This is a genomic window from Mesorhizobium sp. W016, assembly GCF_054719485.1.
In genome coordinates this window covers 55,840-78,339 of the sequence record NZ_JBTTIF010000002.1, presented here as the reverse complement: position 1 = coordinate 78,339, position 22,500 = coordinate 55,840, and the positions used below count along the sequence as shown (strand labels likewise).

The following is a 22,500-nucleotide window of genomic DNA, read 5'->3' as shown; positions in this document are numbered from 1 at the left end:
GAAAGACCAAGCCGGTCTCATCGGCTCTAGATCAGCGGGTCGAGGATGAACTTCTTGTCCACGACCGGTTTTTCCGGCTCCGGCGGCACCGGCTGTTTGGCGCGCTCGGCGTCCTTGCGGGCCTGGACGGCCGCTTCATAGGGCGTGTCGAGACCGGCCTTACGGCCGCAAGCGGTCACGGCAGCCATCGCCGTCAGCAGCGTCAGCGTCACCAAAATCCTGCTTGCGGTCATCGATCCATCCGTCCGAAACTTTATGTGCTGCGCTTTTAACCGAGTTTTAGGCGCATTGCACCCCGGCATCATGCCTTGGCGATGCGCTTTTTCCAGCTGCGGATCTGCTTCCTGACTTCCGACGGCGCGGTGCCGCCGAAGCTGGTGCGGCTCTTGACCGAATTCTGCACGGCCAGAACCGAGAAGATGTCCTGGGTGATGCCGGGATTGATCGACTGCAGATCCTCCAGCGCCAGCTTTTCAAGGCTCACCTTCTTCTCTTCGGCCAACGCCACCGCGCGGCCTGTGACATGGTGTGCCTCACGGAAGGGCAGGCCCAGCGTGCGCACCAGCCAGTCGGCGAGGTCGGTCGCGGTCGCGTGGCCCGAGCCGGCGGCTTTTTTCATGGCGGCGGCATTGACCGTCATGTCGCGCACCATGCCGGTCATCGCCGCCAGCATCAGATCGAGCGTCTCGGCGGCGTCGAAGACCGATTCCTTGTCTTCCTGCATGTCCTTGCCGTAGGTCAGCGGCATGCCCTTCATCACCGTCAAAAGGCCGACCAGATGGCCGGTGACGCGGCCGGTCTTGCCGCGCACCAGTTCGGCGGCGTCCGGGTTCTTCTTCTGCGGCATGATCGAGGAGCCGGTGGAGAAGGAATCCGACAGCCTGACAAAGCCGAATTGCGGCGTCGACCAGATGATGATTTCTTCGGCGAGCCGTGACAGATGCGTGGCGCAGATCGCGGCCAGGCTCAAGAACTCCAGCGCGAAATCGCGGTCGGAGACGCTGTCGAGCGAATTGCGCATCGGCTCGCGAAAGCCGAGCGCCTTCGCGGTCTTGTGGCGGTCGATCGGAAAACTGGTGCCGGCAAGCGCTGCCGCGCCGAGCGGGCTTTCATCCATCCGCTCGATGGCATCGTGGGTCCGCGACAGGTCGCGCGAAAACATCTCGACATAGGCCATGCAATGATGGCCGAAGGTCACCGGCTGCGCCGCCTGCATGTGGGTGAAGCCGGGCATCACGGTCGCCGCATGCTCCTCGGCGCGGTCGAGCAAGGCTGAGATCAGCCCCTTCAGCGCCTCGGCGACGCGAAAGCACTCGTCCTTGACCCAGAGCCGGAGATCCACCGCCACCTGGTCGTTGCGTGACCGCGCCGTGTGCAGGCGGCCGGCGGCCGGGCCGATCAGATCGGCAAGGCGGGCCTCGATGTTCATGTGAATGTCTTCCAGCCGGGTCGAGAACTCGAACGTGCCGGCCTCGATCTCTTTCAGGATCGTGTTCAGGCCTTGAGCGATTTTGTCTTGATCGGCCGCCGAAATAATGCCCGTTTCAGCCAACATTTCGCTGTGGGCGACCGAACCTCTTATGTCTTGCGCATAAAGTTTGCGGTCGAACGAGATCGACGCGTTGATCGCTTCCATGATCGCGGCCGGACCCGAGGCAAAACGTCCGCCCCACATCTGGTTGCTGGCCTTCTTGTCGCTCATCGCTATAACCCGTGCTCCGGAGCAGTCTTAGAAAATGGCAGACGGTAACAGATACTTCCCGGCCCCGCGCCTGATCCTCGCCGCTTTGCTGGCGGGCGTGCTGGCCGGCGCGGTCGCGGTATATGTCAGCGAGAGCGGGTCTGGCAACAACGCAGCCACCGGCAGCGCACCTGCGGCCGGCGCGGGCAACAGCAAGGACGATGTCGCCTGCGCCGCCAAGAGCGACCGCGCCAAAAAGGTTGCCGCCGCGGCTACCGGCCAGGTTGCGGCATTGCTGCCCGCGGATCCGCCGCAATCGCTGAAAAGTCTCGCCTTCAACGGTCCCGACGGCAAGCCGATGACGATCGCCGATCATGCCGGCAAGACCGTGCTGCTCAATTTGTGGGCAACGTGGTGCGCGCCCTGCCGCGCCGAAATGCCGGCGCTCGACGCCTTGCAGAAGGAAAAGGGCAGCGATGCCTTCGAAGTGGTCGCGGTCAATGTCGATGCCGGCGACGATGTGAAGCCGAAGAAGTTCCTCGCCGATATCGGCATCGGGTCGCTCGGCTACTACCGCGATTCGACGCTGGCGCTGTTCAACGACGTCAAGACGCGTGGCTTGGCGCTAGGCCTCCCCGTCACCATGCTGATCGATGGCGAAGGCTGCCTGGTCGCGCATATGAACGGACCGGCCGAATGGTCGGGACCGGATGCCAAGCGCCTGGTCGAGGCCGCACTCGCCCCTTAGAGCGGTTCACCGTTTCGTCGAAACGGCTACCCGCGCTAACTTTTTTGTTTCGACGCAATTTCGGACGGAAAACCGTTTCACACTTTTCCTGAAATTGCTCTAGGCTGAGCGTAGGGCCGCCGCCGGCGGCAGCATCAAGATGCTGCCGCCGCATTGTTTGACGCTGGCGTCGTCTTGTGCCGCCGGCGCCGCGACGCCGGTCAGTTCGCTGAACGCCTCGATCGGGCTCGGCCGGCCTAGATAGTAGCCCTGGCCGATCTCGCAGGCCTCGGCGCCGAGGAATTTCAGCTCGCCCAGCGTCTCGACGCCCTCGGCCAGAACCGGCAGGCCGAGACCGCGGCCAAGCCCCAGAACGGCGCGCACGATGGCTGCCACCTGGCCGTTGCTGTCGACTGATTTGATGAATGAGCCGTCGATCTTGATCTTGTCGAAGGGGAAGGCGCGGAGATTGGACAGCGAGGAGTAGCCGGTGCCGAAATCGTCCATCGCCACACGCACGCCAAGCGCCTTCACCTGGCGCAAGGTCGCCAGCGCGCGCGGCATGTCCTTGACCAGCGCCGTTTCGGTGATCTCGAGTTCGAGCCTGCCGGGCGTCAGGCCGGAGCCGAGCAGGACTTCATGCACCTTGCGGCTGAAATTCGGATTGTGGAGCTGCACCGCCGAGACATTGACCGCGACCGTGAGAGGGTTCTTCCAGCGCGCTGCCTCGGCGCAGGCCGTCGCCAGCACCCATTCGCCGATCTGGATGATGACGCCGCTGTCTTCGGCCACCGGGATGAAGGTCGCCGGCGACACGTCGCCGCGCTGCGGATGGCGCCAGCGGATCAGCGCTTCGAACCCGACCATCCGCCCGCTGCTGATCTCCTTTTGTGGCTGGTAGACGAGGCGAAACTCATCGCGCGCCATGGCCTGGCGCAGTTCGTGCTCCATCACGCGCCGGTCTCGCGCCTCGGCGCCCATCGAGGCCTCGAAGTAACGGTAGGTGTCCTTGCCCTCGGCCTTGGCGCGGTAGAGCGCGGTGTCGGCGTGGCTGACCAGGAGTGTCGGCTCATCGGCGTCGAGCGGATAAAGTGCAATGCCGATGCTGGCCGACACCAGCCCGCCACCGACCGACAGCCGGTTTTCCTCGCGCATGGCCGCCAGCACCGCCTCGGCGATGCGGCCGGCCGCCTGCGGATCGGGAAGGTTCGGAGCGATGATGGCGAACTCGTCGCCGCCGAGTCGCGCCAGCATCTGTCCGTGGCGGAGCACGGCGGAGGCGCATAGCGCCACCTTCTGCAGCATGGCATCGCCGGCGCCATGCCCGAACAGGTCGTTCACTTCCTTGAAGCGGTCGAGGTCGAGCAGCAGCAGCGCAAGATGTCCACCCTTGCCGCCGCGGTCCATTGCGGCAATTTCGGCCTCGAGCCGGCCGGAGAAACTGCGGCGGTTGGGGAGCCCGGTCAGCGGGTCGAAATGGGCGAGGCGCAGGATCTCCTGCTCGGCCTTCCTGCGTTCGCGGATGTCGCGCACGGCGACAACGCTGTGCCGCTTGCCGCAATAGTCGATGCTCCTTGCGATAAGTTCGACGGGGATGGTGGCGCCGTCATGGGCTCTGAGTTCGGCTTCCTGTGCCTGTCCGCTGCAGTCGGACATGCCGGCCGCGGTGCGTTCGCCGAAGAGGTCGCCAAGCAGCATCGCGTTCAGCACTTCCGGCGCAATGCCGGTTAGCGCGGCGATGCTGTCATTGGCGCTGACGATGCGGGCGCCGTCGCATACGATCAGGCCCTCGACGGCGGCGTTGGCGAGGCCGTGCATGCGCTCGGCCTCGATCTTGTGACGACGGAAGCGCAGGTCGATCCACAATGCTGCGGCTGAAAGCACCAGGATAGCCATGCTGACTGCAGCGGCGGCGAAGGCCTGCGACATCGGTTCGACCGTGAACTGCGATATCTCGATGGAGGAGTCCGGGAAGATCGACACCGCGCCCATCGCGATGAAGTGCAGGCTGCAGATCGCCAGCGTCAACAGGATGGCGGCGGCGATTGTGGCCTGCATGGACGGCCGTCGCAACACGACCAGCAGCGCCAGCGCGGCGAGGGTGACGCCTGTCAGCACCGAGACGCCGACCAGCAGCGGGTTCCAGACGATGCGCCCTTCGACCTCGAAGGCGGCCATGCCGATATAGTGCATGGCGGCGATACCGGCGCCGAGGACCGCGCCGCCGACCAGAGGGTAGTCGATGCCCCGGCGCAAGGTGGCGATCCACATGCCCGCGGCGGTCAGGGCGACGGAACCGGCGAGCGAAAGCGCCGACATTTCCGTATTGTAGGCGTTGGGGATTCCGGGAGAAAATGCAAGCATTGCGATGAAATGCGTCGCCCAGATACCGAAGCCGGTGGAAGTGGCTGCTATCATCAGCCAGGTATAGCGGTTGCGCTCGCTCGAGCGGTCGACATGGCGAAGCAGGTTGACCGCCGAGAAGGAAGAAATACCGCAAATGAGCGCTGCCAGTGCGACCAGTCTCAGATCGTGCTCATGCACGATACAATTATAGACCGTCAGCATCTCGCCCCACCTGCTCTCCCACAGCAATCAAGCCGTCCACTTGATTAGTATGCCACGCTTGACGAAGAATCGGTTATGGGAACTACAACTACAGCGGGTTTTTCGGGTTGTATGTTGCGGCGATCCTGTCTCATTCCAGACGCACGGTTACAGCAGCGCCTGGCGCGATGCCGCTCGGCCGATCTCGATCTGGCCGAGCGCCGGTTTGGCGGCCGCACGGTGCAGGTGCGTGGCGCTGTCACGCGGGCCCTTCACGCATCGCTGGGCGGTCGGCGATCCTTGCAGGCCCACCATGCCCCATTCTATCGCTGAGCCGGCTTGGCATTTCTCTCTGTCCTCGTTGCAAGGCGAGGGGGCGCGAAGTTAGCCGGGTATGAAATTCACGAAACAGCAACAAATCCGTTGTCCGATTGTCATCAGCGACACATATTGCGTTCGCGGGAGCGCCCCTTTCGCCAATGACAAACGGGAGATGAAACATGAAGTTGTTCGGCTTTGCGGCCGGTGTTGCCGCCACCTTGACCCTGCTTTCCACCACCTCCGCCTTCGCCGCCACCCAGATCAGTTGGTGGCATGCCATGACCGGCGCGAATGCCGAGGTGGTCGACAAGATCGCCAAGGATTTCAATGCCAGCCAGAGCGACTATGAAATTCTCCCTGTTTTCAAGGGCACCTATCCCGAAACGCTGAATGCCGGCATCGCTGCCTTTCGTGCGGGGCAAGCGCCCGACATCATCCAGGTGTTCGACGTGGGTACCGGCGTCATGATGGCAGCCGAAGGTGCGATCAAACCGGTGGCCGATGTGCTGACCAGCGCCGGCGTGACCTTCGACAAGAGCCAGTATTTGCCCGGCATCGTCGGTTACTATTCGAAGCCGGACGGGACCATGCTGTCCTTCCCCTATAATTCCTCGTCGCCCATCCTCTACTACAACAAGGATATCTTCCAGAAGGCCGGGCTTGATGTGAACAATCCGCCAAAGACCTGGAACGAGGTGTGGGAAGCCGCCAAGAAGATCAAGGCGAGCGGCGCCGCTTCCTGCGGCTATACCTCGACCTGGTTGACCTGGATCCACCTTGAGGCCTTCGCTGCCTGGAATGACGTTTCCTATGGCACCAACCAGAACGGACTTGCCGGAACCGACGTCGAGCTCAAGATCAATGCGCCGATCTTCGTCAATCATTTCCAGGCGCTCGCCGACCTGGCCAAGGACGGCACCTTCAAATATGGCGGCCGTACATCCGAAGCCAAGCAGATCTTTCTTGCCGGAGAATGCGGCATCTTCACCGAATCGTCGGGGGGTCTCGGTGACATCGTCAAGTCGGGCATGAACTACGGCATCGGCCAGCTTCCCTATGATAGTGACGCCAAGGGCGCGCCCCAGAACACCACGCCGGGCGGCGCCAGCCTGTGGGTGTTCGGCAACAAATCGGACGAGGAATACAAGGGCGTCGCGGCGTTCTTCTCCTACCTGTCCAAGACCGAAGTGCAGGAGTATCTGCACCAGAAGTCGGGTTATCTGCCGGTGACGCTCGCTGCCTATGAGGCGACCAAGAAGTCCGGCTTCTATGACAAGAATCCGGGCCGTGAGACGCCGATCCTGCAGATGCTGGGCAAGGCGCCGACCGAGAACTCGAAGGGCGTGCGCCTCGTCAACCTGCCGCAGGTGCGCGACATCGAGAACGAGGAGTTCGAGAAGATGCTGGCCGGCCAGCAGACTGCGCAGCAGGCGCTCGACAACGCGGTCGCACGCGGCAACAAGGCGATTCAGGAAGCGATCGGAAATTGAAGCGATTTGTCAGTTGAACCTCGTCCACGCGGACCCGCGTGGACGACTTCCTGAACAGCGAGGGAACCACACTGTCTCCACGCGTCGTCTTTCCCAACAAGACCCTGCCTTACCTGCTGGTGGCGCCGCAACTCGCCATTACGCTGATCTTTTTCTACTGGCCGACGGGGCAGGCGCTCTACCAGTCGATGCTTAGGGAAGACCCGTTCGGGCTGAAGAGCAAGTTCGTCGGGCTCGCCAATTTTCGCAAGGTGCTGGCCGACCCGGCCTACCTCAACTCGATCAAAGTTACGCTGGTGTTCTCTCTGGCGACCGCGATGGTCGCCATGGGTGTGGCCCTGTTGCTTGCCGTCATGGCCGAGAGGGTGGTGCGCGGCAAAGGCCTTTATCGCACGCTGCTGATCTGGCCGTATGCGGTGGCGCCGGCGATTGCCGGCATGTTGTGGCTGTTTCTGTTCAACCCCTCGATCGGTTCGCTGGCCTACGCCTTGAGAGGTCTCGGCATCGCCTGGGATCCCTTGCTTAACGGAAACCAAGCCATGATCCTGCTGGTGTCTGCGGCTGCCTGGAAGCAGATCAGCTACAATTTCCTGTTCTTCGTCGCCGGGCTGCAGGCGGTGCCGAAGACGTTGATAGAGGCGGCGGCCATGGACGGCGCCGGGGAGACGAAGCGCTTCTGGACCATCGTCTTCCCGCTGCTCGCACCGACGACCTTCTTCCTGCTGGTCGTCAACACTGTCTATGCGCTGTTCGACACTTTCGGTATCGTTCATGCCGTCACCGGCGGCGGGCCAGGCAAGGCCACCGAGACGCTGGTCTACAAGGTCTACAATGACGGTTTCGTCAATTTGATCCTCGGCGATTCGGCCGCGCAGTCGGTCATCCTGATGGTCATCGTCATCTCACTCACGGCCATCCAGTTCCGCTATGTGGAACGCAAAGTCCACTACGGTTGAGCGCGAGCGATGATTGGTCAGTCCCCGCTTCGCGCCCTCATCGCCCACGCCGTGCTCATCCTGGGCATCCTGATCGTCGCTTTCCCGATCTACTACACCTTCGTTGCCTCCACGCAGACGCTGCAGACCATCCTCAAGCCGCCATTGCCTCTTTTGCCCGGCGACCAGGTCTGGAACAATTACAGCGAGGCGCTGTTCGGCGGTGTCGGCCGCATCGGCGGCGTCAGTGTCGGCCGATTGCTGCTCAACACCACGATCATGGCGCTCGGCATCGCGGTGGGGAAGATTTTCATCTCGATCCTTTCGGCCTATGCGATCGTGTTCTTCCGTTTTCCGCTTCGGATGGTCTTCTTCTGGCTGATCTTCATCACGCTGATGCTTCCCGTCGAGGTGCGCATCCTGCCGACCTACAAGGTGATGGTCGATCTCGGCATGATCGACACCTATGCCGGCCTGATCATTCCGCTGATCGCCTCGGCCACCGCCACGCTTCTGTTTCGCCAGTTCTTCATGACCATCCCAGGTGAGTTGGTGGAAGCGGCGCGTGTCGACGGCGCCGGACCATGGCGCTTCTTTTTCGACATCCTGCTGCCGCTGTCGCGCACCAACATCGCGGCGCTGTTCGTCATCCTCTTCATTTATGGCTGGACGCAGTACCTGTGGCCGCTGCTCGTCACCAACAGCAATGACATGAACACCATCGTCATCGCACTTAGAAAGATGGTCTCCTTCGCCGATGCCGATACCCAATGGCATCTGGTCATGGTCACCGCGATGCTGGCCATCCTGCCGCCGATCCTGATCGTGGTGCTGATGCAACGCTGGTTCGTGCGCGGACTGGTCGATACCGAAAAGTGAGAAGCTGATGGCGACCGTCGATCTGAAGGATGTGAAGAAAGTCTATCCCGGCGGCGTCGAGGCGGTGAGGGGTGTCTCGATCGCCATTCCCGACAAGGAGCTTTGCGTTCTGGTTGGGCCGTCCGGCTGCGGCAAGTCCACGCTGCTGCGGATGATCGCCGGGCTTGAGACCATTTCTTCCGGCATCGTCGCCATCGACGGCAAGATCGTCAACACGATCGGTCCGACCGAGCGCGACATCGCCATGGTGTTCCAGAACTATGCGCTCTATCCACATATGAAGGTCTACGACAACATGGCCTACGGGTTGCGCAACCGGGGTACTCCCAAGGACGAGATCGACAGCAGGGTTCGCTCGACCGCCAAGGTGCTGGAGCTCACGGCGCTGCTCGACCGGCGCCCGCGCGAGCTTTCCGGCGGCCAGCGCCAGCGCGTGGCCATGGGTCGCGCAATCGTGCGCAATCCAAAAGTCTTCCTGTTCGACGAACCGCTTTCCAACCTCGACGCCAAACTGCGCGGCCAGATGCGGGTCGAAATCAAGAATTTGCAGCGCTCGCTCGGTGTCACCTCGGTCTACGTCACCCACGACCAGCTTGAGGCGATGACGCTGGCCGATATTCTCGTCGTCATGAATGGCGGGTTGGTCGAGCAGACGGGCGCGCCGCTCGACATCTACGAGAAGCCGGCATCGACCTTCGTCGCCTGCTTCATCGGAGCGCCGCCGATGAACCTTCTGCCTCTTTCGCAAGGACCGGCTGGTCCGGCGCTGACCGACGGCAAGACGGTTGACTTCGCGCCTACGAACGCCGCCACGCTTGGCTTCCGCCCTGAGGATGCCGACGTCACCTTCAGTGCCGAGGCATCATCCGGCGCGCTTATTCTGCCTGCGGCGGTCGAGGCGGTCGAACCTGTGGGAGCCGAAAGCTTTCTTCACTGTGCCGCCGGCGGCAACCGCATCGTCGTGCGTGTGGCCGGCCGCGCCACGGCCAAACCCGGCGATCAACTGCGCGTCGTGGCCAGGGCCGAGAAGCTGCATTGGTTCGACAATGCTGGGAAACGAGTCGATTGACGCAGCCGCTCGCGCCAATCCGACGCATCGGCAGTTCAGGCGAAGACATGCGCCTTGCCGGAAACTGTCAGGCGCACGATCTCGCCGACGGAAGGCGCGTCGATACCCGGTTTGCGCAGGATCAGCGGCGTGCTGCCTATTGCCGCGGCGTCGGGCGGATCGGGGTTGTTCAACAAACGCACCGCAATGGTGCACATCGAGCCGGCGAATTCCGAGTCCGTCACCTCGGCGAAGATCGTGCCCGCAGGACCCGACATGCCTTCGCGCGACGTGCGCTTTACCTGCACCTGCTCCGGTCGCAGCATGATGCGGGCGATGTCGCGCCGCTCCTTCGAGTCGACGGCGATGCGGCCGAGCGAGGAGGTGGCGAAGCCGCCTGAAATCTTTGCCGGCAAGATGATGGCGTCGCCAAGAAATTCGGCGACCATGCGGTCCTTCGGCTGCATATAGAGCTCACGCGGCGTGCCGACCTGCGAGAACTTTCCGTCGCGCATCACCGCGACCTGGCTGGCGAAGGACAGCGCCTCGGCCTGGTCGTGGGTGACCAGGATGGTGGTGATGCCGGCGGCTTCGAGTAGTTCGGCGACCGCCTTGCGCATCGAGGCGCGCAGACCGGTGTCGAGCGCCGAGAACGGTTCGTCGAGAAGCATCAGCCTGGGCTTCATCGCCATGGCGCGGGCCAGCGCCACGCGCTGCTGCTGGCCGCCGGAGAGCTGGTGCGGGCGGCGCTTGAGGATCGCCTTGTCCAGCCCGACGGTATAGGCGAGCTCGGCGATGCGCTCGGCGCGCTGGTCCTCGCCGCGGGCCATGCCAAAGCCGATATTGTCGCCGATGCTGAGATGCGGGAACAGGGCGCCGTCCTGCGCCACCAGGCCGATGCCGCGGCGGTGCGCCGGCACCGCATGGCCGCCATTGGCCAGCACCTCGCCGTCGAGCACGACGCGGCCCTGGTCGGGCGCCTCGAAGCCGGCGATCAGCCGCAGCAACGTCGTCTTGCCGCAGCCGGACGGGCCGACGATCGCGGTGCGACTGCCGCTTGCGGCGCTGAGCTCGATGCCGGCAAGGGCTGCGACCGGGCCGTAGTGCTTGGTGAGGCCACTGATTTCGAGAAAGCTCATCGCCCGGCCATCCGTTTCGACTGGACATAGAGCAGCCAGGTCAGCGGCAGCGACATCGCCACCATGATGAAGGCGTAAGGGGCGGCGGAGGCATAGTCGATCTCGCCGCTATAGGACCAGAACGCCATGGCCAGCGTGCGCGTGCCGTTGGGCGCCAGCATCTGGGTGGCGGTCAGCTCGTTCATGATGCCGAGCGCGACCAGCGCCATGCCGGCCGCAGCCCCCGGCGCCGACAGGCGAATCGTTGTCGACCAAAGCGCCTTCAGCGGCGGCCGGCCAAGGCTGGCGGCGGCGCGTTCGAGCTCGACCGGCGCCTGTGCGATCGAGGCTCTGAGGCTGATCAAGGCGCGCGGCAGGAACATCAGCGCATAGGCGACCAGGATTGTGAACAGCGTCTGGTAGAGCGGCATGGCGATGCGCACGGTGATGGTGACCAGCGCCAACGCGATGACGACGCCGGGCAGCGAACCGACGATGTAGTTGCAGCCCTCGAGCAGCCGCTGCAGCGGCCCGGGCGCGCGGATCGAGATCCAGGCCATCGGCATGGCGGCGATTGTCGCAAGCAAGGCGCCGGCGAGCGCCAGGAAGAGCGTCTGGCCAAGCGCCAGGCCGATCTCGTCGAAACGCCAGACATCGGCGCCGCCAGCGACCAGCCAGCGGCCGATGGTGACGAAGGGCACGCCGATGGCGAGCAGCGTGGTGATGGCAGGCAGAGCCAGGCAAGGCAGCGTGGCGCGCCCGAGCCTGGTGCGCTGCTGGCGGCGCGCGGCACCCGAGCCTACGCGGGCATAGCGTTCCTCGCCGCGCACCAGCACCTCCAGCGCGAGCAGCACGAAGCAGCAAGTCACCAGGACGCCGGCTAGCATGTTGGCGGCGGGACCGTTGAAGGTCGACTGGAACTGGTCGACGATCGCCGTGGTGAAAGTGTCGAAGCGGATGAAGACGTAGAGGCCGTATTCGGCCAGCAGATGCAGGCCGACCAGCAGCGCGCCGCCGCAAATGGCCAGTCTCAGCTGCGGCAGCACGACACGCCAAAACACCCGCCATGGTCCAAGGCCGAGTGCTGCGGCTGCGTCCTCCAAAGCAGGATCGAGCCGGCGCAGAGCCGCCGCCAGCGGCAGATAGAGGAACGGGAAATAGGCGAGAACCGAGACCAGCACGCCGGCCCACAGGCCGTGCAAGGTCGGCACCATGGTGATCCAGGCGTAGGAATGCACGAAGGCGGGGATGGCGAGCGGCGCCACCGACAGCCAAGCCCACAGGCGGGCGCCGGGCAGGTCGCTGCGCTCGGTCAGCCATGCCAGCGTCACCGACAGCACGGTGGCGATCGGCACGGTGAGCGCCACCAGAAGCACGGTGTTGACCAGAAGTTCGCCGACGCGCGGCCGGAAGACCAGGGCCGAAGCAGTGTCCCAGCCGATCTGCACACCGATCCAGATGATGAACGCCAGCGGCAGCAGCGACAGCAGCGAGACAATTATGGCGGCAAGCGCGATCCAGGACATGGGCTTCCGGCGGGACCGCCCGACTGTCTGGCCTGAACGTGCGAGATCGACCGCAGTTTGCATCAGCTCGACCGCGCCACTGCCGCCGGGGCGGGGGCGCCGCAGGCGCGGCCGGAAACGCAATGTGTTGTCATGGACAATGCCATCTCGAAAACAGAGCGCTCCTGCGGAAAGTCCGGCAGGAGCGCAATCGTTGCCCTTTTAGGACGAACCCAGCCTAAAGCAAGCCGGCTGCCGTCATCAGGTCCGTCACCTTTTTGGAGTTCAGTGTCGCCGGATCGACCTTCGGCGCCTGCAGGTCGGCCAGCGGCACCAGCTTGGGATTGGACTGCGCGTCCTTGCCGATAGCGTATTCGAAGGACGTGCCGGTCTTCAGCACGTCCTGGCCGCCTTTCCCGGTCACCCATTTGAGGAACGCCTGGGCTTCCTTCGGGTGTTTGCTCGAGGCGAGCACGCCGCCGCCGGAGATCGAGACGAAAGCGCCGGGATCCTGGTTCTTGAAATAATGCAGTTCGACGTTCTTGCTGTTTTCGCCGGTCTTTGCCTGATCGCCGAAATAGTAATAGTGGTAGATGATTCCGCCTTCGATCTCGCCGGCATTGACCGCCTTCATCACCGTGCCGTTGCCCTTGTAGGCGGTGAAATTCTCCTTCATGGCCTTCAGCCAGTCGGCGGTTGCGGCTTCGCCCTTGAGCTCGAGCAGCGCGCTGACGATGGCCTGAAAATCGGCGCCGGAAGGCGAGGCTGCCCAGCGGCCTTTCCAGGCGGGATCGGCGAGATCGAGCATCGATTTGGGCAGCTTTTCGGCCGTGAGCTTGGTCTTGTTGTAGGCAAAGACGGTGCTGCGCGCCGCGACACCCACCCATTTGCCGCTGCTCGGCTGGAATTCGGCCGGGACTTGCGCCAGCGTGTCGGCGTCGACCGGCGCGAAAAGGCCCGCCGCTTCGACCAGGGTCATCGCCGGCGAGTTTTCGGTCAGGAACACGTCGGCCGGCGAAGAAGCGCCCTCGGCGACGATCTGGTTGGAGAAATCGCTGTCGCCGCCATTGCGCAGCGTGACCTTGATGCCGGTTTCCTTGGTGAAACCTTCGACCCATTCCTTGGCCAGGCTCTCATGCTGGGCGTTGTAGACGATGATGCCTGCATCCGCGGCCATCGCCGGCCCGGCGATCATGCTCACGGCCAGCGCTGTGGCCCCCGCTAGGGTGGAGAGCGTGTATCTCATGGCGTCATCCTCAATCTCGGTGGTTCTGGTTTCGCAGGCTGCACCTATCGATACCTGACAGCAGTAGTCAACATTGCTCGGCTGCTTCAATCGGTCGCCGCTCCCGCAAACTTTCGTGATTTTGCGGCACTTTGGCTTGGACATTATTTCGCCGGACACGTAACAAATCGGTGCCGAGGCGCGAAGATCGGGGAGTGAACTCTTGTGAGCGGCAAGGATGAGGCCGAGCTTTCCCGGCTGATGCGGGCCGCGATCGCGGGAGATGAAAGGGCCTACGCCGACTTTTTGCACCGGATCGCCGCGCTGGTTCGCGGCTTTGCGAGGCGCAAGATCGTACAGGGCGGGGTCGATCCCGAGGATGTCGTGCAGGAAACCTTGCTGGCCATTCATGTGAAACGGCATACCTGGCGCCAGGACGCGCCGGTGTTGCCATGGATCTATGCGATAGCCCGCTTCAAGCTGATCGATGCTTTCCGGCGGCGCGGACGGCGCATCGAAATCGAGATCGACGAGATCGCCGAGACCTTTGCCGAGCCGGAAACCGAGACCGTCAGCGAACGCGACATCAACCGGGCGCTGGACGGACTGCCGGCTGCGCAGCGCTCCGTCGTTTCTTCGATCTCGGTCGACGGCCGCTCCATCGGCGAGACGGCGGCCAGGCTCGGCGTCAGCGAGACGGCGGTGCGGGTGTCGCTGCATCGCGGGCTTGCCGCGATCGCCAAGCGATTTGGGCAGGGGCGCTTCGGGCGGCAGTGACATGAGGACGGAGGATCTCATCAAGGCACTCGACGCCGACACAAGCAGCAAGGCGATGCCGCTGCGCTCGGCCTGGTTGATGGCGGCGGCAGCCGCGGCGGTGATCGCGGCTCTGGTCTTCTTTCTCACCATCGGCCCGCGTCCCGACATCATGACCGCCATGCACACGATGCGGTTCCTGGCGAAGTTCGTGTTCACCATCGTGCTAGCCGTCACCGCCTTTGGCCTGGTCCGGGCGTTGTCGACGCCGGGCGCTTCGACGGCAAGAGCCGCGGCCTGGATGCTGGCGGCGCCGCTGCTGGTGGCCGTGGCGGTGGCTCTCGAACTGTTCATGGTGCCGGAGCCGATGTGGAGCACGCGCATGGTCGGCTCCAACATGATGATCTGCATGGGCTTCATCCCGCTGATCGGAATCGGCCCGCTTGCCGTCTTCCTGTGGATGCTGCGCTATGGCGCGCCGACGCGGCCGGTGTTGGCCGGGGCGGTCGCGGGACTGCTCGCCGGCGGCCTGGCGGCAACCTTCTACGCCGCGCACTGCTTCGACGATTTGCCGCTTTTCGTCGCCACCTGGTACACGCTCGCCATCGCCGTCCTCGCCGGTCTGGGCGCGCTCGGGGGACGGTTCTTCGTGCGCTGGTGACCGGGCGGTTCAAGATCGCCCAATAATCACCGATCCTTAATCATGCCGGCAATTGTTTGCGGGTTCACCGTGTTGCCGGTGGCTCCGGCGCAACCTTTCCTTAAAATCGATCATCCAGTGTTTTTTGCAGAAATGTGTTGCGCATGGGGTGGCATGCACAGTGATGCGACGAGAGCGAAAAAGCCTGCGGGCTGACAGTCACGTGGCTTTGGTGCTTGCGGCCGGAGGGCTTTGCGCTGCCGTGGTCGCGCTCCTGCTGTCGCGGCTCGATGTCAGCGCCGAAGTGCTGAAACTCTGCCTGCAGATATCGGTGCCGGTCGCCGCCGTTGCGCTGATTCTCGCCGCCCTGTTCATTTACCGGATACTGGACGACCGCCGGCAGATCGCCGAAAGCGAGCAGCGTTTCCGCCGCGCCATGGAGGATTCGGCGATCGGCATCGCCATTGTCGGCCTCGACGGCCGCATCCATGAAACCAACCCGGCCTTCGCCGCCATGCTCGGCTATAGCAAGCAGGAGATCGAGGCGCTGACCTTCTTTCAGATCACCCATCCCGACGATGTGCAGATCGGCCGTGAGACGATGGACGGCATGCGGGCGGGCACCGTCAACGCCTTCCACTTCGAAAAGCGCTACCTCAGGAAGGACGGCACGCCGGTATGGGCCCATCTTGCCGGTTCCGTCATTCGCGACGAGAAGAGCGGGAGCCCGCTCTACCTGGTCTCCCAGATCGAGGATATCGATGCGCGCAAGCAATCCGAGGCGCGCATAGCCGAAGCCGAAACGCGCTGGAATTTTGCCCTGGCCAGCGCCGGACAAGGCGTCTGGGATCTTGATATGCGGAAGGGCGGCACCACCTACTCCGCCACCTGGGTGAAGATGCTGGGCTATGCCGATGGCGAACTGGACGGCGACCCCGACCGCTGGCTGGCGATGATCCACCCCGACGATCGCGAAAACGTCGCCGAAGCCGATCGTGCCCATCTGGAGGGCAGGACACCGTTCTTCGAAGCCGAGTTCCGGATGCGCCACAAGGATGGCCACTGGGTCTGGATCCTCGACCGCGGCAAGACGCTCGAACGCGACAAGGACGGACGGCTGGTCAGGGCCATCGGCAGCCTGACCGATATCACCCAGCGCAAGCAAACCGAGGAAAGCCTCATCGTATCGGCGGCAATGCTGGCCGACGAGAAGGAGCGGCTGAGGGTGACGCTGCAGTCGATCGGCGACGCCGTCATCTGCACCGATGCCGCCAACCGCATCACCTTCATGAACCCGGTCGCCGAAAAGCTCACCGGCGTTGTTGGCGCGGAGGCGCTCGGCAAGACGCTTGGCCATGTCTACTGGGCGGTGGACGAAGAAACCGGGCAAAGGATCGGCATGACGCGGCCGGCGCTCGGCAGCGCCAGCCCTGCCGACCAGAACAGTCGCGCCGTCCTCATCCGTCGCGACGACACACGCTGCAGCATCCGCCAGGTGGTGTCGCCGATCATGAACGACCGCCAGGAGTTCTGCGGTCTTGTCATCGTCTTCCAGGACTTCACCGATGCGCGCGCCTTGCAGCGCCAGCTCGCCTATGCCGCCGCGCATGATGCGCTGACCGGCCTTGCCAACCGTTCGAGCTTTATCCGCACCATGGAGGAACTGGTCGACCGGAGCCGCAAGGCCGGCACAGCCAGGTCGGCGGGCGAACATCATTTCATGTTCATCGATCTGGACCATTTCAAGCTGGTCAACGACACTGGCGGGCACGCCGCCGGCGACGCCTTGCTGAAGCGGGTTGCCGAGGCCATTCGCGGTGCGCTTGGGCCGGAGGATATCGTGGCCCGCCTCGGCGGCGACGAATTCGCGGTCATCCTGAAAGCCGGGCCGAGCGCCGGCGCCAGGATTGCCGCACGCTCTGTCATCGACGCCATCCGCGGCCTGCAGTTCAGCTGGGACGGCCGGCCGCATGCGATCGATGCCAGCATCGGGCTGGCGCCAATCCACAGCAACAGCGGTGAAGTCGACGAGATCATCGCCCGGGCCGATGCTGCCTGCTATGCGGCCAAGGCCGCCGGCCGCGGCTGTGTTTCCGTGGCGCCTGACGATACCGGGTCAAGAGGCCAAGCAGAGCCGCCGCTTGCAGCGGCGTCCTGAGGGAGCACGGAACTTTCGTTCTGGTGGTTAGCGCGTCGGAACCGGATGCTCGCCGCGATAGTCGTAGAAGCCGCGCCCGGTCTTGCGGCCGAGCCAGCCGGCCTCGACATATTTCACCAGCAGCGGGCAGGGGCGATATTTCGAATCCGACAGGCCGTCATGCAGCACCTGCATAATCGACAGGCAGGTGTCGAGGCCGATGAAATCGGCGAGCTGCAGCGGTCCCATCGGATGGTTGGCGCCGAGCCGCATGGCGGTGTCGATGGCATCGACCGAGCCGACCCCCTCATAGAGCGTGTAGATCGCCTCGTTGATCATCGGCAACAGAATGCGGTTGACGATGAAGGCCGGAAAATCTTCAGAGACGGTGATGGTCTTGTCGAGCTGTTTCACATAGGCCTTGGCCGCCTCGAAGGTCTGATCCTCGGTAGCGATGCCGCGCACCAGTTCGACCAGCTTCATCAGCGGCACGGGGTTCATGAAATGTATGCCGATGAAACGCTCAGGACGGTCGGTCTGCGCGGCAAGCCGGGTGATCGAAATCGACGAGGTGTTGGTCGCCAGAATGGCTTCCGGGTTGAGCTGGGGACAGAGCTGCGCGTAAATCTTGCGCTTGACCGTCTCGTCCTCGGTCGCCGCCTCGATAACCAGATCGGCACCGGCGAGATCAGCCATGGTGGGGGCTGCGGAAATGCGCGCCATCGCTTCGTTACGCAGCTTTTCCTCAAGCTTGCCGGAGCCGACCTGGCGGGCCATGTTGCCGCTGACCGTGGCAATGCCCTTCTCGATACGGTCGGGCGAGACGTCGTAGATCAGCACCTTGAAACCCGAAAGTGCTGATACATGCGCGATGCCGCCGCCCATCTGGCCGGCGCCGATGATGCCGATCGTCTCGATCTTGGCCATTTGCAGCGATCCCGTCGAAAAGGCCTTTGCGGCCTGCTTTTTGTGCAGTGCAAACTAAAAGGGTGGGGCAGCTTCGTCTACCCCACCCTTTCACAATTTAATACGCTTTGGCAGAGAGCGTCAAAGCGCCTTTTGCAGTTCCGGCAGGATGACGAACAGGTCGCCGACCAGGCCATAATCGGCAACCTGGAAGATCGGCGCCTCTTCGTCCTTGTTGATGGCGACGATGACCTTCGAATCCTTCATGCCGGCAAGGTGCTGGATGGCGCCGGAAATGCCGACGGCAATATAGAGGTCAGGCGCCACGACCTTGCCGGTCTGGCCGACCTGCCAGTCATTCGGGGCGTAGCCGGCGTCGACGGCAGCGCGCGAGGCGCCGACGGCTGCACCGAGCTTGTCGGCGACCGGCAGGATGACTTCCTGGAACTTTTCCGAGGAACCGAGCGCGCGGCCGCCCGAAATGATGATCTTGGCCGAGGTCAGCTCCGGACGGTCGGTTTCCGAGAGTTTGTTCTCGACGAAAGTGGAGAGGCCGGGATTGGCCGCGGCCTTGACCGTCTCGACAGCTGCCGAGCCGCCCTCCGGGGCAGCCTGGAAGGAGGCGGTGCGCACAGTGATGACCTTCTTGGCGTCGCTCGACTGCACCGTCTGGATGGCGTTGCCGGCATAGATCGGCCGTTTGAACGTGTCTGGTGAAACCACTTCGATGATCTCGGAGACTTGCGCGACATCGAGCAGGGCCGCCACGCGCGGCGCGACATTCTTGCCCGACGAGGTCGCCGGCGCGATTATGGTGTCGTAGGCGCCGGCCAGCGAGACAACGAGTGCGGCGAGTGGTTCGGCGAGGCGCTCGGCCAGTTCGTCGGCCTCGGCCAGCAGCACCTTGCTCACGCCCTTGAGCTTGGCGGCGGCGTCGGCAGCGCCTTTGGCGCCTTTGCCGGCAACCAGAACATGCACGTCCGAACCGATCTGCAGCGCCGCCGAGAGCGCCTTGGCGGTCTGGTCAGAAAGGCTGGCGTTGTCGTGTTCTGCGATGAGGAGAATGGTCATTTATCTGTTCCTTCCAGTCTCAGAGCACGCCGGCTTCGTTCTTCAGCTTGTCGACCAGTTCGGCGACGCTCTTGACCTTCACGCCCGCCTTGCGGCCGCTGGGCTCCTCGGTCTTGAGCACCTTCAGGCGCGGCTTGACGTCGGCGCCGTAATCGGCCGGGCTCTTTTCGTCGAGCGGCTTCTTCTTGGCCTTCATGATGTTGGGCAGCGAGGCATAGCGCGGCTGGTTGAGACGAAGGTCGGCGGTGATGATCGCCGGCATTTTCAGCTCCACCGTCTGCAGGCCGCCGTCGACTTCGCGCGTCACCTTGGCCTTGTCGCCGTCGATCACGACCTTGGAGGCGAAAGTGCCCTGTGCCCAGCCGAGCAGGGCGGCCAGCATCTGGCCGGTCTGGTTCGAGTCATCATCGATCGCCTGCTTGCCCAGGATCACGAGACCGGGCTGCTCGGCGTCGACGACGCCCTTCAGCACCTTGGCGACGCCGAGCGGCTCGGTCTGTTCGTCGGTCTTGACCAGGATGGCGCGGTCGGCGCCCATGGCGAGCGCGGTGCGGAGCGTTTCCTGCGCCTGCTGCGGGCCGACCGAAACGACGATGATCTCTTCGGCCTTGCCGGCTTCCTTCAGCCGGAGCGCCTCTTCCACCGCGATCTCGTCGAACGGGTTCATCGCCATCTTGACGTTGGCGAGTTCAACCGCCGAACCATCAGCCTTGACGCGAACCTTGACGTTCGCATCCACAACCCGCTTCACGGGCACAAGGATCTTCATTTGCCTGTCACCTCTCCTGAGATATCCGGGCGCGCTATAGCAGCGTGCGCCTCCGCAGAGTTGTCGAAAGCCGACATTCCTGACTGAATTCCGGCCAAACGGAATTCTGGCCGGACGGAATTCTTGTCTTCTGCCGCCTAGCGGTGGCGCTCTCCGTAGTTGTGGAGACGCAACACGTCAATATGCCACGGCAGCGGCCAAACCGCTCAAATCGGTTCAGTTGTGACCGGAAGCGCCACCCCGGCCCCAACGCGTCTCAGGTTGCACGGGAGCGGGACCGGCTGGCGCCGGCCCAGTAGAAGCGGCTGGCTGATCGGCGGGTTCCGGCTCGCCGTCGTCACCGGCGAGCAGCGGCACGCCGCGGCTGCGCATGATGAGCACCAGCACGCCACCGGCAATGATGCCGCCAATATGGCAGGCCCAGGATATCTGGTTTTCGCCGCCGGCGGCAAACATCACCACCTGGAAGCCGATCCACAGGATCAGCGGGATGAAGGCAGGGATACGCAGCGGAATGCGGGCAAAGACCAGCACCCACACTTTCACCCGGGGGTAGAGGACCAGATAGGCGGCGACGACGCCGGCAATGGCGCCGGAGGCGCCGATCAGCGGAACCTCCGAACTCCAGGCGACGAGCCCCTGGAAGAAGGCGCCGGCGATGGCGCAAAGCAGGTAGAAGATGAGGTAGCGGATGTGGCCGAGTGCGTCCTCGACATTATCGCCGAACACCCACAGGAACAGCATGTTGCCGCCGAGATGAAAGATATCGGCATGCAGGAAGGCATAGGTAAGGTAACTCAGGCTCTCGGGAATGACGACGAATTGGGGCGAGAGTTCTGCCGTGTCGTGGACAACCGAAGGAATGAAGCCGAAGCCGAGCACGGCTGCGTTGTTGAAATTTTCGCCGCCGATCGTGGTGATGAGAAACACAAGCGCGTTGACCGCGATCAGGCCGATCGTCACATATTGCAGCCGGATGTGGCGCAACCTGTTGGAGTCGTAAAGCGGGATGAACATGCCCCAAGCCCTTTCCCGCCTTCGAAAATTCAGCGGTTCTTGCCGGGCACCCATAACACGTCGGCATTTCCGTTGTCATTGACCGCACGGGCGGCGACGAACAGAAAGTCGGAGACGCGGTTTATGTATTTCAGCCCCTCGCGATTGACATGTTCGGCCGGGTCCTGCGCCAGCGCCACCATGATCCGCTCGGCCCGTCGCGCCACGGTGCGGGCAAGATGAAGTGCTGCCGCCGCCGGCGTGCCGCCATTGAGCACGAAGGATTTGAGCGGCTGCAGATCCTTGTTGAGAAGGTCGATATCCTTTTCGACGCGGTCGGTCTGCGAGGCGATGATGCGCAGCGGCTCGTAGCCCAGCGGCTTGCCGTCGTCGGGCACGGCGAGATCGGCGCCGAGGTCGAACAAATCGTTCTGGATGCGGGACAGCATGGCGTCGATGGCGGGATAAGTTGCCGCTGTGTGCAGGCGGGCGATACCGATGCAGGCATTGGCTTCATCGACGGTGCCGTAGGCATCGACGCGCAGGTCGGATTTCAGCCTGCGTTCACCGGTGCCGAGGCCAGTGGTGCCGTCATCGCCGGTGCGGGTGTAGATCTTGTTGAGCTTGACCACGTCGCCTCCCGAACGGCCGTCACTTGCGGGTGAAATACACCACCAGCAGGATCAGTGCCAACGCCAGCGCCTGCAGCAGCACGCGTGCCTGCATCAGCTTGTTCGAGCTCACACCGGAGCCGCCGCGCATCATGTTGATGAGGCCGCGGACAAGCACGATCACCACGGCGACCATGACGAGGACGAGGAGGACTTTGATGACGGTTGCCATGATCTGTTCCCAGTTCTGTTGCGATCAGGCGCGTCCGGCCAGAACGCGGTAGAGCATCGATGCCGGCAGGATGCGCTTGAGCATCACGCCAATCCTGGCCGGCACTGTTACCACATAGTGCGGGCGCGGGCGCCGCGACAGAAGTGCATGGCGCAAGGCCGCATAGACCACCTCCGGCCCCTTTTTCAGCCGTGATGAGCTGCCGCCGGCCCGAAGCCGCGCCAGCTGCGCGGCATAGGCGACGTGGTGGACGGAATTCTCGTGGTCGATGTTTTTCAGGAACCAGAACAGCCCGTTGCTGGCGATTTTCGAGGTCACCGGCCCCGGTTCGATCAGCGAGACATGGATGCCGCTGCCCCTGAGTTCCTGCTGCATGCACAGCATCAGGCCTTCGAGCGCGTGCTTGGAGGCTGAGTAGGCGCCGCGAAAAGGCACCGGCGCTAGCCCAAGGATCGAGGAACAATGAACGAGGCGGCCATGTCCCTGGCGACGCATTACCGGTACGATGCGTCGGGTGAGGTCGTGCCAGCCGAAGAAATTGGCCTCGAACTGCTCGCGCAATGCCGCAACCGGCAGGTCTTCCACGGCGCCGGGCTGTGCATGGGCGCCGTTGTTGAACAGGGCGTCGAGGCGTCCGCCTGTCCGCTCCAGCACCGATGCCGCAAGTGCTGCGATGGAATCCGGCTCACGGTAGTCGAGATAAAAGGCCTCGATGCCGTCGGCTTCAAGTGCGGCTATGTCATCCGGCTTGCGCGCCGTTGCAAACACGCGCCAGCCATCCGCCTTCAGCGCACGGGCGCAGTGGGCGCCTATCCCGGACGAGGCGCCGGTGACGATGATGGTGCGCAACTCTTTGGCAGGCGGCATCGTGGTTTGAGCAAGGGTTGCCATTTGCCACAATCCCTT

22 protein-coding genes are annotated in these 22,500 nt (G+C 63.6%); 8 read left to right on the top strand and 14 right to left on the bottom strand.

The window, feature by feature from the left end:
- Window positions 1-26 precede the first annotated feature (26 nt).
- Together ACYG9V_RS00680 and argH are read right to left on the bottom strand one after the other, a co-directional pair.
- The gene (locus ACYG9V_RS00680; protein WP_023673325.1) at window positions 27-233 is read right to left on the bottom strand and encodes a hypothetical protein; all 207 of its coding nucleotides are present in this window, start codon (window positions 231-233) and stop codon (window positions 27-29) included.
- Window positions 234-301: 68 nt separating this feature from the next.
- Window positions 302-1,702: an argininosuccinate lyase gene (gene argH / locus ACYG9V_RS00675; RefSeq protein ID WP_023735182.1), complete on the bottom strand. Its 1,401-nt coding sequence runs from the start codon at window positions 1,700-1,702 to the stop codon at window positions 302-304.
- A 34-nt stretch (window positions 1,703-1,736) separates the two neighbouring features.
- Between argH and tlpA the strand changes: the two genes are divergently transcribed.
- A complete protein-coding gene (tlpA, locus tag ACYG9V_RS00670; RefSeq protein ID WP_023701405.1) occupies window positions 1,737-2,429 on the top strand; it encodes a thiol:disulfide interchange protein TlpA in 693 nt (230 codons plus the stop codon).
- 99 nt (window positions 2,430-2,528) lie between these two features.
- On the opposite strand, the gene ACYG9V_RS00665 is transcribed toward tlpA, so the two are convergent.
- Complete coding sequence (locus ACYG9V_RS00665; RefSeq protein WP_352762713.1) at window positions 2,529-4,976, bottom strand: bifunctional diguanylate cyclase/phosphodiesterase; 2,448 nt, start codon at window positions 4,974-4,976, stop codon at window positions 2,529-2,531.
- A gap of 147 nt (window positions 4,977-5,123) precedes the next feature.
- The gene (locus ACYG9V_RS00660; RefSeq protein ID WP_023685332.1) at window positions 5,124-5,270 is read right to left on the bottom strand and encodes a hypothetical protein; all 147 of its coding nucleotides are present in this window, start codon (window positions 5,268-5,270) and stop codon (window positions 5,124-5,126) included.
- A 185-nt stretch (window positions 5,271-5,455) separates the two neighbouring features.
- On the opposite strand from ACYG9V_RS00660, the gene ugpB reads away from it, so the two are divergent.
- From ugpB to ACYG9V_RS00640, 4 genes are all read left to right on the top strand, one after another.
- Window positions 5,456-6,766: a sn-glycerol-3-phosphate ABC transporter substrate-binding protein UgpB gene (ugpB, locus tag ACYG9V_RS00655; RefSeq protein WP_023685331.1), complete on the top strand. Its 1,311-nt coding sequence runs from the start codon at window positions 5,456-5,458 to the stop codon at window positions 6,764-6,766.
- Window positions 6,767-6,837: 71 nt separating this feature from the next.
- On the top strand, window positions 6,838-7,722 hold the full coding sequence (gene ugpA, locus ACYG9V_RS00650; RefSeq protein ID WP_023694019.1) for a sn-glycerol-3-phosphate ABC transporter permease UgpA: 885 nt from the start codon (window positions 6,838-6,840) through the stop codon (window positions 7,720-7,722).
- 9 nt (window positions 7,723-7,731) lie between these two features.
- Window positions 7,732-8,580 (top strand): sn-glycerol-3-phosphate ABC transporter permease UgpE, encoded by an 849-nt coding sequence (ugpE, locus tag ACYG9V_RS00645; RefSeq protein WP_023694018.1) that lies wholly within the window; start codon window positions 7,732-7,734, stop codon window positions 8,578-8,580.
- Between the two features lie 7 nt (window positions 8,581-8,587).
- On the top strand, window positions 8,588-9,649 hold the full coding sequence (locus ACYG9V_RS00640; protein ID WP_023694017.1) for a sn-glycerol-3-phosphate import ATP-binding protein UgpC: 1,062 nt from the start codon (window positions 8,588-8,590) through the stop codon (window positions 9,647-9,649).
- A 35-nt stretch (window positions 9,650-9,684) separates the two neighbouring features.
- Here ACYG9V_RS00640 and ACYG9V_RS00635 read toward each other — a convergent pair whose 3' ends face one another.
- The 3 genes from ACYG9V_RS00635 to ACYG9V_RS00625 form a co-directional block, all read right to left on the bottom strand.
- A complete protein-coding gene (locus tag ACYG9V_RS00635; protein ID WP_352762711.1) occupies window positions 9,685-10,767 on the bottom strand; it encodes an ABC transporter ATP-binding protein in 1,083 nt (360 codons plus the stop codon).
- On the bottom strand, window positions 10,764-12,335 hold the full coding sequence (locus tag ACYG9V_RS00630) for an ABC transporter permease (RefSeq protein WP_023694015.1): 1,572 nt from the start codon (window positions 12,333-12,335) through the stop codon (window positions 10,764-10,766). The genes ACYG9V_RS00635 and ACYG9V_RS00630 overlap by 4 nt, the downstream gene beginning before the upstream one ends.
- 154 nt (window positions 12,336-12,489) lie before the next feature.
- On the bottom strand, window positions 12,490-13,497 hold the full coding sequence (locus ACYG9V_RS00625) for an iron ABC transporter substrate-binding protein (RefSeq protein ID WP_023698702.1): 1,008 nt from the start codon (window positions 13,495-13,497) through the stop codon (window positions 12,490-12,492).
- 204 nt (window positions 13,498-13,701) lie between these two features.
- On the opposite strand from ACYG9V_RS00625, the gene ACYG9V_RS00620 reads away from it, so the two are divergent.
- The 3 genes from ACYG9V_RS00620 to ACYG9V_RS00610 all read left to right on the top strand — a co-directional run bounded on the left by ACYG9V_RS00620 (window position 13,702) and on the right by ACYG9V_RS00610 (window position 17,030).
- The gene (locus tag ACYG9V_RS00620; protein ID WP_023671665.1) at window positions 13,702-14,253 is read left to right on the top strand and encodes a sigma-70 family RNA polymerase sigma factor; all 552 of its coding nucleotides are present in this window, start codon (window positions 13,702-13,704) and stop codon (window positions 14,251-14,253) included.
- Window position 14,254: 1 nt separating this feature from the next.
- A complete protein-coding gene (locus tag ACYG9V_RS00615; RefSeq protein WP_460221890.1) occupies window positions 14,255-14,893 on the top strand; it encodes an NrsF family protein in 639 nt (212 codons plus the stop codon).
- A gap of 202 nt (window positions 14,894-15,095) precedes the next feature.
- Window positions 15,096-17,030, top strand: coding sequence for a PAS domain S-box protein (locus ACYG9V_RS00610; RefSeq protein ID WP_050587141.1), 1,935 nt, complete (start codon window positions 15,096-15,098; stop codon window positions 17,028-17,030).
- Between the two features lie 27 nt (window positions 17,031-17,057).
- Here the strand turns inward: ACYG9V_RS00610 and ACYG9V_RS00605 are convergent, their stop codons facing one another.
- The 7 genes from ACYG9V_RS00605 to ACYG9V_RS00575 all read right to left on the bottom strand — a co-directional run bounded on the left by ACYG9V_RS00605 (window position 17,058) and on the right by ACYG9V_RS00575 (window position 22,485).
- Entirely contained in the window at window positions 17,058-17,936 is an 879-nt protein-coding gene (locus tag ACYG9V_RS00605; protein WP_023671668.1) for a 3-hydroxybutyryl-CoA dehydrogenase, read from the bottom strand.
- Between the two features lie 120 nt (window positions 17,937-18,056).
- Window positions 18,057-18,986 carry an electron transfer flavoprotein subunit alpha/FixB family protein gene (locus tag ACYG9V_RS00600; protein WP_352762709.1) on the bottom strand — a complete coding sequence of 310 codons (930 nt, stop codon included), beginning with the start codon at window positions 18,984-18,986 and terminating at the stop codon, window positions 18,057-18,059.
- A gap of 19 nt (window positions 18,987-19,005) precedes the next feature.
- A complete protein-coding gene (locus ACYG9V_RS00595; protein ID WP_023686691.1) occupies window positions 19,006-19,755 on the bottom strand; it encodes an electron transfer flavoprotein subunit beta/FixA family protein in 750 nt (249 codons plus the stop codon).
- 216 nt (window positions 19,756-19,971) lie between these two features.
- Entirely contained in the window at window positions 19,972-20,772 is an 801-nt protein-coding gene (locus ACYG9V_RS00590; RefSeq protein WP_352762707.1) for a rhomboid family intramembrane serine protease, read from the bottom strand.
- Window positions 20,773-20,801: 29 nt separating this feature from the next.
- Window positions 20,802-21,383: a cob(I)yrinic acid a,c-diamide adenosyltransferase gene (locus tag ACYG9V_RS00585; RefSeq protein WP_023704306.1), complete on the bottom strand. Its 582-nt coding sequence runs from the start codon at window positions 21,381-21,383 to the stop codon at window positions 20,802-20,804.
- Between the two features lie 19 nt (window positions 21,384-21,402).
- Window positions 21,403-21,594 (bottom strand): twin transmembrane helix small protein, encoded by a 192-nt coding sequence (locus ACYG9V_RS00580; protein WP_023671673.1) that lies wholly within the window; start codon window positions 21,592-21,594, stop codon window positions 21,403-21,405.
- 24 nt (window positions 21,595-21,618) lie between these two features.
- A complete protein-coding gene (locus tag ACYG9V_RS00575; protein WP_081732471.1) occupies window positions 21,619-22,485 on the bottom strand; it encodes an SDR family oxidoreductase in 867 nt (288 codons plus the stop codon).
- Window positions 22,486-22,500 lie beyond the last annotated feature (15 nt).

Coding starts and splice junctions, on each gene's coding strand:
- ACYG9V_RS00595 (WP_023686691.1), bottom strand. CDS start 19,755: ATGAAGATCCTTGTGCCCGTGAAGCGGGTTGTGGATGCGAACGTCAAG.
- ACYG9V_RS00615 (WP_460221890.1), top strand. CDS start 14,255: ATGAGGACGGAGGATCTCATCAAGGCACTCGACGCCGACACAAGCAGC.
- ACYG9V_RS00590 (WP_352762707.1), bottom strand. CDS start 20,772: ATGTTCATCCCGCTTTACGACTCCAACAGGTTGCGCCACATCCGGCTG.
- ACYG9V_RS00680 (WP_023673325.1), bottom strand. CDS start 233: ATGACCGCAAGCAGGATTTTGGTGACGCTGACGCTGCTGACGGCGATG.
- ugpB (WP_023685331.1), top strand. CDS start 5,456: ATGAAGTTGTTCGGCTTTGCGGCCGGTGTTGCCGCCACCTTGACCCTG.
- ugpE (WP_023694018.1), top strand. CDS start 7,732: ATGATTGGTCAGTCCCCGCTTCGCGCCCTCATCGCCCACGCCGTGCTC.
- ACYG9V_RS00640 (WP_023694017.1), top strand. CDS start 8,588: ATGGCGACCGTCGATCTGAAGGATGTGAAGAAAGTCTATCCCGGCGGC.
- ACYG9V_RS00665 (WP_352762713.1), bottom strand. CDS start 4,976: ATGCTGACGGTCTATAATTGTATCGTGCATGAGCACGATCTGAGACTG.
- ACYG9V_RS00575 (WP_081732471.1), bottom strand. CDS start 22,485: ATGGCAACCCTTGCTCAAACCACGATGCCGCCTGCCAAAGAGTTGCGC.
- ACYG9V_RS00630 (WP_023694015.1), bottom strand. CDS start 12,335: ATGCAAACTGCGGTCGATCTCGCACGTTCAGGCCAGACAGTCGGGCGG.
- ACYG9V_RS00605 (WP_023671668.1), bottom strand. CDS start 17,936: ATGGCCAAGATCGAGACGATCGGCATCATCGGCGCCGGCCAGATGGGC.
- tlpA (WP_023701405.1), top strand. CDS start 1,737: ATGGCAGACGGTAACAGATACTTCCCGGCCCCGCGCCTGATCCTCGCC.
- argH (WP_023735182.1), bottom strand. CDS start 1,702: ATGAGCGACAAGAAGGCCAGCAACCAGATGTGGGGCGGACGTTTTGCC.
- ACYG9V_RS00580 (WP_023671673.1), bottom strand. CDS start 21,594: ATGGCAACCGTCATCAAAGTCCTCCTCGTCCTCGTCATGGTCGCCGTG.
- ACYG9V_RS00625 (WP_023698702.1), bottom strand. CDS start 13,497: ATGAGATACACGCTCTCCACCCTAGCGGGGGCCACAGCGCTGGCCGTG.
- ACYG9V_RS00600 (WP_352762709.1), bottom strand. CDS start 18,986: ATGACCATTCTCCTCATCGCAGAACACGACAACGCCAGCCTTTCTGAC.
- ACYG9V_RS00660 (WP_023685332.1), bottom strand. CDS start 5,270: ATGGTGGGCCTGCAAGGATCGCCGACCGCCCAGCGATGCGTGAAGGGC.
- ACYG9V_RS00635 (WP_352762711.1), bottom strand. CDS start 10,767: ATGAGCTTTCTCGAAATCAGTGGCCTCACCAAGCACTACGGCCCGGTC.